The 13,326-nt window shown below is 70.6% G+C and carries 8 protein-coding genes and 3 pseudogenes; 1 reads left to right on the top strand and 10 read right to left on the bottom strand.

What is annotated here, in order from left to right; all coding sequences use genetic code 11:
* Positions 1 to 326: 326 nt before the first annotated feature.
* The 7 genes and pseudogenes from BMZ82_RS29180 to BMZ82_RS29210 form a co-directional block, all read right to left on the bottom strand.
* A complete protein-coding gene (locus BMZ82_RS29180) occupies positions 327 to 1,631 on the bottom strand; it encodes a cytochrome P450 (RefSeq protein ID WP_093780396.1) in 1,305 nt (434 codons plus the stop codon).
* 718 nt (positions 1,632 to 2,349) lie between these two features.
* Positions 2,350 to 3,690, bottom strand: coding sequence for an NADH-quinone oxidoreductase subunit D (locus BMZ82_RS29185; RefSeq protein WP_093780397.1), 1,341 nt, complete (start codon positions 3,688 to 3,690; stop codon positions 2,350 to 2,352).
* A gap of 109 nt (positions 3,691 to 3,799) precedes the next feature.
* The gene (locus BMZ82_RS29190; protein WP_093780398.1) at positions 3,800 to 4,354 is read right to left on the bottom strand and encodes a NuoB/complex I 20 kDa subunit family protein; all 555 of its coding nucleotides are present in this window, start codon (positions 4,352 to 4,354) and stop codon (positions 3,800 to 3,802) included.
* Between the two features lie 507 nt (positions 4,355 to 4,861).
* Positions 4,862 to 7,174 (bottom strand): serine/threonine-protein kinase, encoded by a 2,313-nt coding sequence (locus BMZ82_RS29195; RefSeq protein ID WP_093780399.1) that lies wholly within the window; start codon positions 7,172 to 7,174, stop codon positions 4,862 to 4,864.
* Positions 7,175 to 7,233: 59 nt separating this feature from the next.
* Positions 7,234 to 7,749, bottom strand: a pseudogene (locus tag BMZ82_RS29200) (oxygenase MpaB family protein); the annotation flags it as partial.
* Positions 7,750 to 7,768: 19 nt separating this feature from the next.
* Positions 7,769 to 9,021, bottom strand: a protein-coding gene (locus tag BMZ82_RS29205; RefSeq protein ID WP_093780400.1) for an IS3 family transposase whose coding sequence is annotated in 2 segments (ribosomal slippage) — positions 7,769 to 8,739 and positions 8,739 to 9,021 — 1,254 coding nt in all. Because the reading frame shifts where the segments join, the coding sequence is not laid out codon by codon here.
* A 50-nt stretch (positions 9,022 to 9,071) separates the two neighbouring features.
* Positions 9,072 to 9,293: pseudogene (locus BMZ82_RS29210) on the bottom strand (hypothetical protein); the annotation flags it as partial.
* A 36-nt stretch (positions 9,294 to 9,329) separates the two neighbouring features.
* Between BMZ82_RS29210 and ppk2 the strand changes: the two are divergent.
* Positions 9,330 to 10,133 carry a polyphosphate kinase 2 gene (ppk2, locus tag BMZ82_RS29215; protein WP_093780401.1) on the top strand — a complete coding sequence of 268 codons (804 nt, stop codon included), beginning with the start codon at positions 9,330 to 9,332 and terminating at the stop codon, positions 10,131 to 10,133.
* A 17-nt stretch (positions 10,134 to 10,150) separates the two neighbouring features.
* On the opposite strand, the pseudogene BMZ82_RS29220 reads toward ppk2, so the two are convergent.
* The 3 genes and pseudogenes from BMZ82_RS29220 to BMZ82_RS29230 form a co-directional block, all read right to left on the bottom strand.
* A pseudogene (locus BMZ82_RS29220) lies at positions 10,151 to 11,024 on the bottom strand (universal stress protein).
* Between the two features lie 5 nt (positions 11,025 to 11,029).
* Positions 11,030 to 12,052 (bottom strand): zinc-dependent alcohol dehydrogenase, encoded by a 1,023-nt coding sequence (locus BMZ82_RS29225; RefSeq protein ID WP_093780402.1) that lies wholly within the window; start codon positions 12,050 to 12,052, stop codon positions 11,030 to 11,032.
* 34 nt (positions 12,053 to 12,086) lie between these two features.
* Positions 12,087 to 13,031 carry a universal stress protein gene (locus BMZ82_RS29230; protein WP_093780432.1) on the bottom strand — a complete coding sequence of 315 codons (945 nt, stop codon included), beginning with the start codon at positions 13,029 to 13,031 and terminating at the stop codon, positions 12,087 to 12,089.
* Between the last annotated feature and the right edge of the window lie 295 nt (positions 13,032 to 13,326).

The raw sequence follows: 13,326 nt of genomic DNA on the forward strand, positions 1-13,326 counted from the left end.
CCGGGTTTCCCCCTCCACGTCGCCTCATGGGCGAGGACACGTCGGATCTGCCCGGCAGTCACTCCGGGCGGACAGTTTTCGCAACGCTGCGGGCAGGCCGGGACACCCAGTGGTGCGCACCCGGCGCGTTCGGCCGACGGGACACGCCCCGGTCCGGCCCGCGATGGCAGCAGGTCGACCGCGTTCGGGATCGATGATCGATCGTGGACCGGCGTAGGACGCCGGTCCACCGCGATCTGCGACGTGGTCACCACGCTGTGACCACACGACCCGGCGCCCGCCGCGCAAGCGGCGGAACACCGGTCAGTAGCGGAACACCGGTCCGCTCAGGCCCGGACGAACTCCACCGGCACCTTCAACGCCACCGTGTGCTTGCTGTTGTTGGCCCACGGCACCGGCTCGGTCAGCCGTACCTCGGCGACCCGGTCGAGCAATTCGCCGAACAGCGTGCGCAGTTCGAGGCGGGCCAGGTCCACCGCGAGACAACTGTGCGGCCCGCCGCCAAAGGCCAGATGCGGGTTGGGATTACGGCGCACGTCGAAGGACATGGCGTCGGCGAACACGCTCTCGTCCCGGTTGGCCGAGGCCCACCACAGGGTGACCTTGTCCCCGCGGCGGATCTGCGTGCCGTGGAACGTGAAGTCCTCGGTGGCCGTCCGCCGGTTGTAGGGCGTCGGCGTGGACCAGCGCATCATCTCCTCGATGGCGCCGTCCAGCAGCGACCGGTCCGCGCGCAACGCCTGCCACTGGTCCGGCCGTTCGGCCAGGGCCATCAGGCCCACCGCGATGACGTTGCGGGTCGGCTCGCTGCCGGCCAGGGTCAGCAGGTTGACGAACACCTCGCGCTCGTACTCGCGCAGCGGCGGCACACCGTGGCCTTCCGGCAGATCACCGGCGGCGACGAGGGAGAGGAAGTCCTGCGCCGGGTCGGCCCGCTTCTCGGCGATCAGCTTGACGCCGTACTGGTACATGGCCATGAGCGCGGCCTGGCTGCGCGAGGAGGACTCGCCGGACTCGCGGTCCTCGTAGCCCATGACCACTTCGGTCCAGTCGACGAACTGCGGCCAGTCCGCGCGCGGTACGCCCATCAACAGGGCCATGACCTCGACGGAGAACCGGCCGGCGACGTCGTTCTGGAAGTCGCAGGAGCCCTGCCCGACGACCTCGGAGATGATCGCCTCGGCGCGTTCGGTGATGGTCGGGGTCAGCGCGTCCAGCACCGGGCCGGTGACCGACGGGGTGACCAGCTCGCGCAGCAACCGGTGCCGCGGGTCGTCCATCATGTTCAGCATCGCACCGGAGTAGGTGCCTGCGGGCAGGTCGTCGAGGTGGGTGCCGCCACCCTCGCGGTCGCCGCCGCCCTGGGAGGACAGCAGCGGATGCTTCGCGGCCTCGACCACGTCGGCGTAGCGGGAGAGCACCCAGAAGTTCTCACCGTCGCGGGTGCGGCCGGGCGGGTGCAGCAGGATCGGCGCTTCGCGGCGGAGCCGCTCGAAGACCTCGTGCGGGAACCCGTCGCCGAACCGGTCCTGATCGCTGAGGTCGAACCCGCCGAGAACAGCAGGCAACCCGTCCTGGGTGACCTCGGTGGCGCTTCTTAATCGCGGGACAGCCGGTTGTTCCAACGACATAAAGTCTCCATTTTTTGCACTGCCGCATCAGGGTGCATCAAAAACAATGAGCAGTTTCACCCCATCACAGAAAGATCGTCAAGCGCCTCCGTGGCCGGATCCGCCCTCGACCATGGGACAGGGATCCATTTGTCGACCTATCGGCGATTTATTGAACCTGGTAGGCAGGTAAAAGAAGGAGCGGTGCCGACTTCTTCCGGCCACGCCGGCAGGGGTGAATGGGCCGGTTTTACTGGATCCAGTCGCCAATCCTGCGGATCCACACCATTTCGGCGAGATCGACGGCCGGACAGGAACTGTCGGCCTTTGAGCAGATCCGGGGCGCGGCAAATAGGGGCGAATCGGTATCTGGTGGACTTCTCCGGCGGCGCTCAAGGGGCCGCCGCGAAGGGCGGGCCGACAGTGGCCGGTTCACCGCGAAACCGTCCTTGAGTCTCCCTCGAATCCCGGTAGAGGACGGCAGCGGGTCAGATACTACTCATGAGAGGATCGATGACCAGGGCTGCCGCGGAATTACCCGCCGGAGTCGCCTGAGCGTGCGGTGCGAATTAGCGGTGCAAATGAATCGCAACCACCGAGCAGAGGCCGTAGATCAAACGGCCGACCGCCGATATCGGGGGACACCCCCGGAATTCGCGACTCCGCAAAGGAGAACGCGCAACCCGCAGCACCGGACCCCTCGCGGAGCCCGGTGCTGCGGGGATGACGGGTGCGACCGTCACCGGTCGACGCCGCCCAGTACGGGGTCGAGGGACGCGACGACGACGATGACGTCGGCCAGTTGGCCGCCCTCGCACATCGCCGCCAGCGCCATCAGGTTGGCGAAGGACGGGTCGCGGAAGTGAACCCGGAAGGGGCGGGTGCCCCCGTCGGACACAAGGTGCACGCCCAGCTCGCCCTTCGGCGACTCGACAGTCGCGTAGGCCTGCCCCGGCGGTACCCGGAAGCCCTCGGTGACCAGCTTGAAGTGGTGGATCAGGGCCTCCATGGAGGTGCCCATGATCTCCCTGATGTGGTCCAGGGAGTTGCCCAGACCGTCGGGGCCGAGCGCGAGCTGAGCGGGCCAGGCGATCTTCCGGTCCGCGACCATCACGGGCCCCGGCTCCAGCCGGTCGAGGCACTGCTCGACGATCCTGAGCGACTGTCGCATCTCCTCCAGCCGGATCAGGAAGCGGCCGTACGCGTCACAGGTGTCGGCCGTCGGGACGTCGAAGTCGTACGTCTCGTAGCCGCAGTACGGCTGCGTCTTGCGCAGGTCGTGCGGCAGGCCGGCGGAGCGCAGGACGGGCCCCGTGACGCCGAGCGCCATGCAGCCGGTGAGGTCGAGGTAACCGACGTCCTGCATACGGGCCTTGAAGATGGGGTTCCCGGTGGCGAGCTTGTCGTACTCGGGGAGGTTCTTCCTCAATGTCCTGACCAGGTCGCGCAGTTGGTCGACGGCGCCGGCCGGCAGGTCCTGGGCGAGTCCGCCGGGCCTGATGAACGCGTGGTTCATCCGCAGCCCGGTGATCAACTCGAAGGCGTCCAGGATGAGTTCACGGTCGCGGAACCCGTAGATCATGATCGTGGTCGCGCCCAGCTCCATACCGCCGGTGGCGATGGCCACCAAGTGCGAGGAGAGGCGGTTGAGTTCCATGAGCATGACCCGGATGGCGCTGGCCCGGTCGGGGACGTCGTCCTCGATGCCCAGCAGCTTCTCCACGCCCAGGCAGTAGGCCGTCTCGTTGAAGAACGACGAGAGGTAGTCCATCCGGGTCACGAGCGTGGTGCCCTGTGTCCACGTGCGGTACTCGAGGCTCTTCTCGATGCCGGTGTGGAGGTAACCGACGCCGCAGCGGGCCTCGGTGACGGTCTCGCCGTCGATCTCCAGGATGAGGCGGAGCACTCCGTGGGTGGAGGGGTGCTGGGGCCCCATGTTGACGACGATGCGCTCGTCGTCGGCGCGGGCCGCAGATTGGACGACCTCGTCCCAGTCGCCACCGGTGACCGTGTACACGGTGCCCTCGGTCGTCTCGCGGGCCCTGGACAGGGGGGTGGCTTGCCTGTGTGAAGTGGTCATCGGCTGTACGACCTCCGCTGGTCCGGAGCCGGGATCCGGGCGCTCTCGCCCTCGACGGGGACACCGCCGAGGGGGCGGCCCTCGCACTGCGGACGGTCATGCCGGGGCGTCATCGCAGGAGCCCCTTGATCTCGATGGTCGGGAGCGCCTTGAGCGCCGCTTCCTCCGCCTCGCGGGCCGCTTCCTCGGCGTTCACGCCCAGCTTGGAGTGCTGGATCTTGTGGTGGAGCTTGAGGATCGCGTCCATCAGCATCTCGGGGCGCGGCGGGCAGCCCGGGAGGTAGATGTCGACGGGGACGATGTGGTCGACGCCCTGGACGATCGCGTAGTTGTTGAACATGCCGCCGGAGGACGCGCAGACGCCCATGGAGATGACCCACTTGGGGTTCGGCATCTGGTCGTAGATCTGCCGCAGGACGGGCGCCATCTTCTGGCTGACGCGCCCGGCGACGATCATCAGGTCGGCCTGGCGCGGTGAGCCGCGGAAGACCTCCATGCCGAACCGTGCGAGGTCGTACCTGCCGGCCCCGGCCGCCATCAACTCGAAGGCGCAGCAGGCGAGGCCGAACGTGGCGGGGAAGACGGACGACTTCCGTACCCAGCCCGAGGCCTGTTCGACGGTGGTCAGCAGGAAACCACTCGGCAGTTTCTCTTCGAGTCCCATTTGGTGCCCCTCAGCCCCTTGAGTCCTCTTGGTCACATTTCAGACTGTCGCGCCGCCGGACGTACGCGGGGGTTCAACGTATGTCTGATCGAAATGATCGAACCGGTCGAACTGTCTGACGTGGCGCGCCTGGAGAGGATCGCGGCCGCCGCCCGAGGGCGTCGCGCACGAGGACGGATGCGTAGGTGTTCACGCCCTTGCTCCTTCCAGTCGTCCTTGACTGATGGACCGCACACGCCAGGCGCACTCACGACCTCCGGCCCATGACCGGCCCCGTGGACCGCCGCCGAGAGGCGTCCCCCACGGAGATCACAGGCATGTGAGACAGTTCACAAGCCCTGGCTGCGTGCATCCTATGCCCGACGCACTGTGATCTGCGACATAGCGTCCGGCGCTCTCTTTTGTGACCTTCACCACCTGCCGAGGAGGGCTGAGTCGTCGTCATCTCCCTTTCGGCAAGCGCCGGTTCAGCGCCGGACCCGGGTTCGAGCGACGTCGTGCGCAGGCCTACGCGCCACCGGCCGCCCGGTGTTGCCGCAGTGCCGCCACCCTTCGGTACAGCTCGGCCGCCTCCTGGCCGCGGCCGAGCTGTTCCAGGCAGTGCGCCTCGTCGTCGCGGCTCGCGAGGGTGTCGGGGTGGTCGCCGCCCAGGACGTGTTCGCGGGTCGCGGCCACCCGCCGGTACTCGGCCAGGGCGTCGGCCCAACGGCCCAGCCAGCCCAGGCCGACGGCGACCTCGCGGCGGCTGACGAGCGTGTCGGGATGGTCGGCGCCGAGCACCCGCTCGCGGATCGCGCACACGTCCCGGGACTCGGCGAGCGCCTCCTCCCAGCGGCCCAGTCGGCCGAGGTTGACGCCGAGACCGTGCCGGGCGCGCAGGGTCTCGGGGTCGGCCCGGCCGTGGACGCGGGTGCGGTGGTCGACGAGGTCGCGGTAGAGCTCGAGCGCCTCCGCGCTGCGGCCGAGGCGGCCCAGGCTGATGCCGGTCTCGTAGTGGGCGGCGAGGGTGTCGGGGTGGTCGGGGCCGAGCGCCTGCGCACGGGCCGCCGCGACCTCCCGGTAGGTCTGCAGCGCTTCCGGCCAGCGGTCCAACTGGCCCAGGGCGTAGGCGACTTCGTAGCGGGTGACGAGCGTGTCCGGGTGGCCGGGGCCCAGCACGCGGGCGCGGGCGTCGGCCACCTCGCCCGCCATCCGGTACGACTCCTCCAGACGGCCGAGCCTGCTGAGGTTGAAGGCGAGGTTGTGGCGGCAGCGCAGGGTGTCGGGATGGTCGGCGCCCGTCGTGCGCACCCGCACGGAGAGGACCGCCGTGTACACCTGCTGGGCGTCGAAGTGCCGGCCCAACTGCCCCAGCACATAGGCCAGTTCCTGGCGGGCGGCGAGCGTGTCGGCGTGCTCTGCGCCCAGTACCCGGATACGGGCGGCGGCCACGTCCTGGTACTCGCGCAGCGCGTCGGTGGCGCGGCCGGTGCGGCTGAGGGTGAAGGCGACCTCGTAGCGGCTGGCGAGGGTCTCGGGGTGGTCCGGTCCGAGGAGCCGCGCGCGCTCGGCGGCGACGGCCCGGTGAGCCTCCTCGGCCTCGGCCCAACGCCCGAGACGACCGAGACCGAGGGCCGCGTCATGCCGTCCGGCGAGGGCGGCGAGCGCGGTGAGCGCCTGCGGGGACGGCGTGTCCGGTGCGGTCGGCGTATCCGGTGCATCCGGTGCGTTCGGCGCGTCTGTTGCGTCCGGTGTATCCGGTATGTCCGGTGTCGGCGGGGCGGGGAGCGTGCCGAGGGCCGGCCGGGGGATCCACTCGCCGGTCAGGGCGGCCCCGGCGTCCGGGGGTGTGACCGGCAGTCCGGCGCCGATGGCCTTGTGACCGGTGGTCATGCCCCGGGTCCAGGCCGGCAGCCGGGCCTCGTGGCCCGTGGACTCGGGCGGCCGCGGCTCGGGCCGGGGTGTCACCACGGTCGGCACGTACGCCGGTGCGGTGCGGCCGGCGGCGATGCGCCGGACGATCTCGCGGGCGTCGTCAGGGCGTTCTCCGGGCTGCTTGGCCAGCAGGTCCAGGATGATCCGGTCGAGGTGCTCGGGCAGGTCGGCGCGGAGCTCGCGCGGCGGCCGGGGCGGGGTGTCGCGGTGCCCGACGAGGATCGCCCAGTGGTCGTCCAGGTCGAACGGCGGTGCCCCGGTGGCGATCTCGTACAGCACGCACCCCAGCGAGTAGAGGTCGCTGCGCTCGTCGACCTCCTCGCCGCCGATCTGCTCCGGCGACATGTAGTGCGGGGTGCCCATGGCGATGCCGGTGCCGGTGAGGCGGGAGGTGAAGCCGATGTCGTGGCCGAGGCGGGCGATGCCGAAATCGCAGATCTTCACCGTGCCGTCGGTGAGCCGCACGATGTTCGCGGGTTTCAGATCGCGGTGCACGATGCCCTGCCGGTGCGTGTAGGCGAGGGCCGCGGCGACCTGGTCGGCGATCTCCACGACGTCGGCGACGGGCAGCGGCCGGCGCTCGTTGGCGTCCAGCAACTGGCACAGGTCGCTGCCGTCCAGGAGCTCCATGACGAGGAAGAGGACGCCGTCGTGGTCGCCGAAGTCGTGGACGACCGTCACCCCGCGGTGCTGGAGCGAGGCGGCGACGCGGCCCTCGCGCCGGAACCGCTCGCGCACGACGCGCCCGGCGGACGGGTCGTGGTGCGGCCCGATCGGTTTGAGACACTTCACGGCGACCTGCCGCCCGAGGGACTCGTCACGGGCCCGCCACACCTCGCCCATGCCCCCGCGCCCGATCACGTCGAGCAGCCGGTACCGGCCCTGGATCAGCCTGCTCTCCGCCATACCGCGCCGCCGCCCCCGTCACTTTCCGGCCCTCCCCTTGGCTCGTCCAGTATGGCGGCCTATGACTTGACCTTGTACGGCGCGGGCCGGGCCTGGGGGCCGAGCCGGGCCATGGCCCGCAGGATGTGCTTCGGCGGAAGCTGCCACCGCACCCGTGCCGGGACGCGCCGCAGCAGCGTGCCCGTGGCCCGCAACTGGCGGGTGACGGTGGCGGGTTGCGGGGCGCGCCTGCCGTACAGCTCGTGGGCGTACGGCGGCAGCGAGGCGTACGCCAGGTGCGCCACGCGCCGCCACAGCAGGGCGCGCGCCGGGACGAGCAGGGGATGGACCGGCGGTCGGAGCAGAAAATCGTCCACCTCGCGCGCCTCCAGGCCGGCGGCGAGTTCGGGGCGCACCTTCTCGAAGTACGCCGCCATCTCGGCCCGGTCGCCCGGTACGGCGTCGGGGTCGAGGCCCACCAGGCGGGCGCTGACGCGGTGTTCGGCCAGGTAGCGGTCGGCGGCGGCGTCGGTGAGGGGGTAGCCGGAGCGGCGCAGGACGTGCAGGTAGGAGTCGATCTCGGCGCAGTGAACCGTTCCGGGTTCCATAGAGATCTCAGATGTTGGCTGTGACCTGGAGATTCGTGGTTGCTCGGTAGAAGTTGGCTTCGTATTCGACGGGTGGGATGTGCCCGATCTCACCGTGGAGTCGGCGATGGTTGTACCAGTCGACCCACTCGGCAGTGGCGAGCTCGACGTGCGACAGCGTCTTCCACGGCCGCTGCGGCTTGATGACCTCGGTCTTGAACAGGCCGATCGTCGACTCCATGAGCGCGTTGTCGTAAGCGTCGCCGACCGATCCGATCGAGGCCGCGATCCGGGCCGAGTCCAGGTGTTCGGCGAGGCGAAATGATGTGTATTGCGACCCGGTCTCGGAGTGGTGCACCAACTCGCCGGGGATGGGCGGACGACCGTCTCGGTCGTGCTGCCACAGGCCCATGTCCAGTGCGTCCAGGACGAGTTGGGTCTGTTTCGACAGCGACGCGGACCAGCCGACGATGCGGCGGGAGAAGGTGTCCACGATGAAGGCGGCATAGACAACGCCCGCCCAGGCGGCGACGTGCGTGAAGTCGGCGACCCAGGTCCGGTTCGGCGCCGGTGCGACGAACTCGCGGTCGAGCAGGTCCGGGGCCCTGGCCGCGGCCGGGTCCGGCATGGTCGTGATGACCTTCTTGCCGCGGACGGCGCCGGCGATGCCGATCTCGCGCATCAGACGCTCGACCGTGCAGCGGGCCACTTTCTGGCCCTGCCGGTTCAGCTGCCGCCAGACTTTTCTCGCGCCATAGACACGGTAGTTGGCCTCGTAGACCTCCTTGATCTGTTCCTTGAGCCCTTCGTCCCGCACGGACCGCGGCGAGGGCGCCGACTGGCGTTTCTTGCAGGCGTAGTAGGTGGAAGGGGCGATCTTGCAGCCGTGCTGGGTGAGCACGCGGCAGATCGGCTCGACACCGCCGAAGCGGTCCCGGTGCTCGTCGATGAACGCTACGAGCGCGTGTGTGGCCGGTCGAGCTCGGCCGCGAAGAAACTCGCCGCCGCCTTCAAGATCTCGTTCGCCAGCCTGAGTTCGGCGATTTCCTTCTTCATCGCCTTGACCTGCGCGGACTCCTCTGTCGTCGTTCCCGGCCGGGCTCCGTTGTCGATCTGGTCCTGGCGGACCCACTTGCGCAGCGTCTCGGTCGTCCCGATCCCCAGCTTGGCGGCGACCGCCTTCATCGCGGACCACTCGGTGTCGTACTCGGGCCGCACCTCGGCGACCATGCGGACTGCACGTTTGCGCAGCTCAAGGGGGTAAGGGGAAGGGCGTGCCATGACTCGATCCTCTCAAATGATCGAGTCCCTATCGAACCCGGAGCGGTTCAGTTGAGGTGGGTGTACACGAGGTTGAGGCCGGGCGAGGTGCCCCAGTGGCCCAGCAGCCTCGGCTTGATGTGCTCGGGCCGCAGGGGTTCGGTCAGCAGCGGGTTGGCCATGAGGTGGATCTGTCCGGCGGCCAGATAATTGGCGGCCCGCCAGTGCGCGTCCAGGGTGCGCAACTCGTCGTCGGAAAGTACGGTGGCGTTCTGGTGTTCGACCTTGGGCATGAGGGACTCCTCAAGTCATCGGGGGGTGGAGGCGGCATGGCCGGCAAGAAGGCGGCGGAGCTGCCGCGCAAGGTGTACGAGAAGGAACTGCTGCGTCTGCAGACCGAGTTGGTGAAGCTGCAGGAGTGGGTGCGGGCGTCGGGCACCCGTCTGGTCGTCGTCTTCGAGGGACGGGACGCTGCGGGCAAGGGCGGCACGATCAAACGGGTCGCCGAACACCTCAACCCTCGGGTGGCCCGGATCGCGGCGCTTCCGAAGCCGACCGAGCGCGAGCGCACCCAGTGGTACTTCCAGCGGTACGTCGAGCATCTGCCGGCGGCGGGCGAGATCGTGCTGTTCGACCGGTCCTGGTACAACCGGGCCGGCGTCGAGCACGTGATGGGCTTCTGCACGAAGGAGGAGCACCAGCTCTTCCTCCGGCAGTGCCCGATCTTCGAGCGGATGCTGGTCGAGGCGGGGGTCCTGTTGCGCAAGTACTGGTTCTCGGTGAGCGACACCGAGCAGCAGGAGCGCTTCCGGCGTCGGCTGGAGGATCCGCTGAGGCGCTGGAAGCTGTCCCCGATGGACCTGGAGTCGATCACCCACTGGGAGGCGTACTCCCGGGCGAAGGACGAGATGCTGGTGCACACCGACATCAGCGAGGCACCCTGGTACGTGGTGGAGAGCGACGACAAGCGCCGGGCGCGGCTGAACATGATCGCCCATCTGCTGGGCTCCGTTCCGTACCGCGACGTCCCGCCGCCCGTCCTCGACCTGCCGAAGCGCCCGGAGTCGACCGGCTACGAGCGCCCGCCGCGCGATCTGCAGACCTACGTCCCCAACCACGCGGCGAGCCTCTGAGCAACCGGCCACCGCTCTCACGCCCGCTCGGGTACGACCGCGACGGCGCAGGCGGCGTGGTGCAGTACGGCATGGGTGACCCGCCTCGACCGGAGACCGAACCGCCCGGGGCTGCGCCGCGCGCCGACCACCAGCAGGGCGGCCCCGTGCGAGGCGGCCGTGAGCACCTCGCGGGCCGGGCCCTCTACCGTGCGTCGGCGCAGCTCCACGTCCGGCGGCGCGTCCTTCAGCGCCTGCTCCAGAACCTCGGCGGCCTGCCGCTCGTGCAGCCGCGCGGGTTCACCGGCGAGCAGCGGGTGGTCGGTGCTGTCCTGCGCCGGGCACCGCCAGGCCCGTACCGCGTCCAGGGTCGCGTGGCGCAGCCTCGCCTCCTCGACGGCGAAGCGCAGGGGCGGCGGAGTCCGGGCCCGTCGCTCCCACGCCCACCACGACGGGGCCGCGCGCCTCGGCGCGGACCTGGTCGTCGTGGCTGCCGCGCGGCACGATCACCGGGCAGTCGGCGTGGGCGGCGACGGTCAGGCCGACCGACCCGAGCAGCGTCTCCACGAAGCCGCCGCGACCGCGGGTGCCCAGCACCAGGGCGGAGGCGGCACGTCCCTCGCGGACGAGGGCGGACTCGGGCTCCTCGGACAGGACGTCGGTGGAGATCTCGACGTCGGGCCGGCGCAGGCCGGCCCGACGCGCGGCGACCCGCACGATGTCCTCGGCCGTGACCTGCTCGGACGGCTTGCCGGGGCCGGCCGCGAGAGACTCGCCCTCGTACCGCTCCCAGAGGGAGGCGTACACCAGCCGCAGCGACGATCCGCGCAGGGCGGCCTCGTCGGCCGCCCAGTCGACGGCCCGCAGGCTGGGTTCGGAGCCGTCGACGCCGACGACGATCGGGAGGACCATCGCTCTTACCGTCCCGCGTCCAGGTCGAAGACGATCCGGGCCTTGACCTCGCCGCGCAGCACCTCGTCGATGCAGTCGTTGACGGAGGCGAGCGGGCGGGCCTCGTAGATGACCTTGGTACGGCCGGCCGCGTGCAGCTGGAAGACCTCGGCGAGGTCCTGCCGGGTACCAACGATCGAACCGATCACCGAGGTGCCGTTCAAGACGGTGTCGAAGATGGGGACCCGGACCGTGCCGTGCGCGGGCAGGGCCACCATGACCAGCTTGCCGCCGCGCCGCAGCCCGGAGTTGACCGCCTCGAAGGCCGCGTCGTTCACCGCGAGCGCGATCGCCGCGTGGGCGCCGCCGTGCCGCTTCAGCACCTCACCGACGCTCTCCTTGCGGGCGTCGATGACGATGTCCGCACCGAGGTCGGCGGCCAGCTGGAGCTTCTCGTCGGTGACGTCGATCGCGGCGACCGTGGCTCCGGCGATCTTCGCGTACTGCACGGCGAGGTGACCGAGGCCGCCGACGCCGGAGATCGCGACGAGCTGCGTGGGCCTGACGTCGGCGACCTTGAGCGCCTTGTACGTCGTCACGCCCGCGCAGGTCAGCGGGGCGGCCTCCAGCGCGGTGATCCCCTCGGGCACCGGCTGGGCGAAGTCGGCCCAGGCGAGCATCTTCTCGGCGTAGCCGCCGTCACAGCCGTAACCGGTGTTGACCTGCTGCTCGCACAGCGTCTCCCAGCCGGACAGGCAGTGCTCGCACCGCCCGCACGCCCTGCCCAGCCAGGGCACGGCCACCCGCTGCCCCACGGACAGGTGGGTGACGCCCTCGCCGAGCGCCTCCACCAGGCCCACGCCCTCGTGCCCGGGGACGAACGGCGGGTTCGGCTTGACGGGCCAGTCGCCGTGCGCCGCGTGGATGTCGGTGTGGCACAGCCCGGACGCCTCCACCCGGACGCGGACCTGGCCGGGGCCGGGCTCCGGGTCGGGGCGCTCCTCGATGACCAGGGGCTCGCCGAACGCTCGTACGACCGCTGCCTTCATGGATCTCTTCTCCTCGCGAACAGGTGCGGGTGGGTCAGCCGTGGGGGACGACGGCGACGGGGGCGGTGGAGTGGTGCAGGACGGCGTGCGTGACGTGTCCGATGTGGGCGCCGAACGGGCTGCGGCGGATGCGCCGGCCCACGACGACGAGCGAGGCCCCGCGGGAGGCGTCCACGACATGGACCGCCGCGCTGCCGTAGCGGGACACCTCGACGACGTCCACGTCCGGGTACTTCTCCCGCCAGGGCCGCAGCGCCTCGGCCAGCGCCTCGGCGTCCCTGAGGGCCAGCGCCTCGTGCAGGGCGGGGTTGGCGGGTGTGCCGTAGGCGTAGTAGGGCGGCGGGTTCCAGCCGTGGACGACCCGCAGAGGCGTCGCGCGCCGCCTGGCGGCGTCGAAGGCGAACTCGATCAGCGTCTCGTCCGGGTTCTCGACGTCCAGTCCGAGGACCACGGGCAGGAAGGGCGTCGCGGCGGAGGGAACTCCGACCGGGTCCGGCTCGTGCTCGTCGGCGGCCACTTCCAGCGCGCGGACCAGCACGACGGGGCGGTCCGCGTGCGCGACGGCGGACAGGCCGACGGAACCGACCATGAACCCGCCGATCCCGCCGAAGCCACGCGAGCCCAGGACGAGCAGCTCGGCGCTCCTCCCCGCCTCGGCCAGCACGTCGCCGGGGTGTCCGGAGAGCTCCTCGGTGATCACCTCGACGCCGGGGTGGCGCAGGCTGACGCCCTCGGCGGCCTCGCGCGGGATCCTCCCCCAGCCTTCGGCCGGGGGGACCCCCGTCTCGCTTCGCTCGGTCCAGTGCTGCCGGGTCTCGGCTCCCAGGAGCGGCGCCTGGGCCATCGGCTCCGGTACCGGCTCCCAGACATGGACGATCTTCAGGGACAGGCCGCGCAGCTTCGCCTCGCGAGCCGCCCATTCCGCGGCGGCCCGGCTCTCCTGTGAGCCGTCGAGGCCTACGGTGATGGTACGGAGCATGATCTCCACCTCCTGTGGCGAGGGATCGTGGGGCAGGGGTTCCGATTCCAGAGTCGTCGTCGGGCGGTTCCTCGCCCAGGGGCCACTGGTCCCGAATCGGGGCCGACCGACCCCCCGCACGGCTCGCGCCCCGGGCGGCGCAGGATGCCGAAGGTCCGCGGCCATGGGGCTGAACGGCCCTGCCTGAAGGGGCCGTTGGGCTCGGTGCGGTCCGGCGGGCGCCCGGACCGGCCGCCGGGGTTCTCGCGCCCGGCCGCACACCGGTGGATCATGAGGTCAGACGACGGAAGGCGGC

This window comes from Streptomyces sp. yr375 (assembly GCF_900110755.1).
Lineage (GTDB): Bacteria > Actinomycetota > Actinomycetes > Streptomycetales > Streptomycetaceae > Streptomyces.

Excerpts from the sequence above, each read along its gene's own strand:
- BMZ82_RS29180 (WP_093780396.1), bottom strand. The coding sequence starts at position 1,631 with ATGTCGTTGGAACAACCGGCTGTCCCGCGATTAAGAAGCGCCACCGAG.
- BMZ82_RS29185 (WP_093780397.1), bottom strand. The coding sequence starts at position 3,690 with ATGACCACTTCACACAGGCAAGCCACCCCCCTGTCCAGGGCCCGCGAG.
- BMZ82_RS29190 (WP_093780398.1), bottom strand. The coding sequence starts at position 4,354 with ATGGGACTCGAAGAGAAACTGCCGAGTGGTTTCCTGCTGACCACCGTC.
- BMZ82_RS29195 (WP_093780399.1), bottom strand. The coding sequence starts at position 7,174 with ATGGCGGAGAGCAGGCTGATCCAGGGCCGGTACCGGCTGCTCGACGTG.
- ppk2 (WP_093780401.1), top strand. The coding sequence starts at position 9,330 with ATGGCCGGCAAGAAGGCGGCGGAGCTGCCGCGCAAGGTGTACGAGAAG.
- BMZ82_RS29225 (WP_093780402.1), bottom strand. The coding sequence starts at position 12,052 with ATGAAGGCAGCGGTCGTACGAGCGTTCGGCGAGCCCCTGGTCATCGAG.
- BMZ82_RS29230 (WP_093780432.1), bottom strand. The coding sequence starts at position 13,031 with ATGCTCCGTACCATCACCGTAGGCCTCGACGGCTCACAGGAGAGCCGG.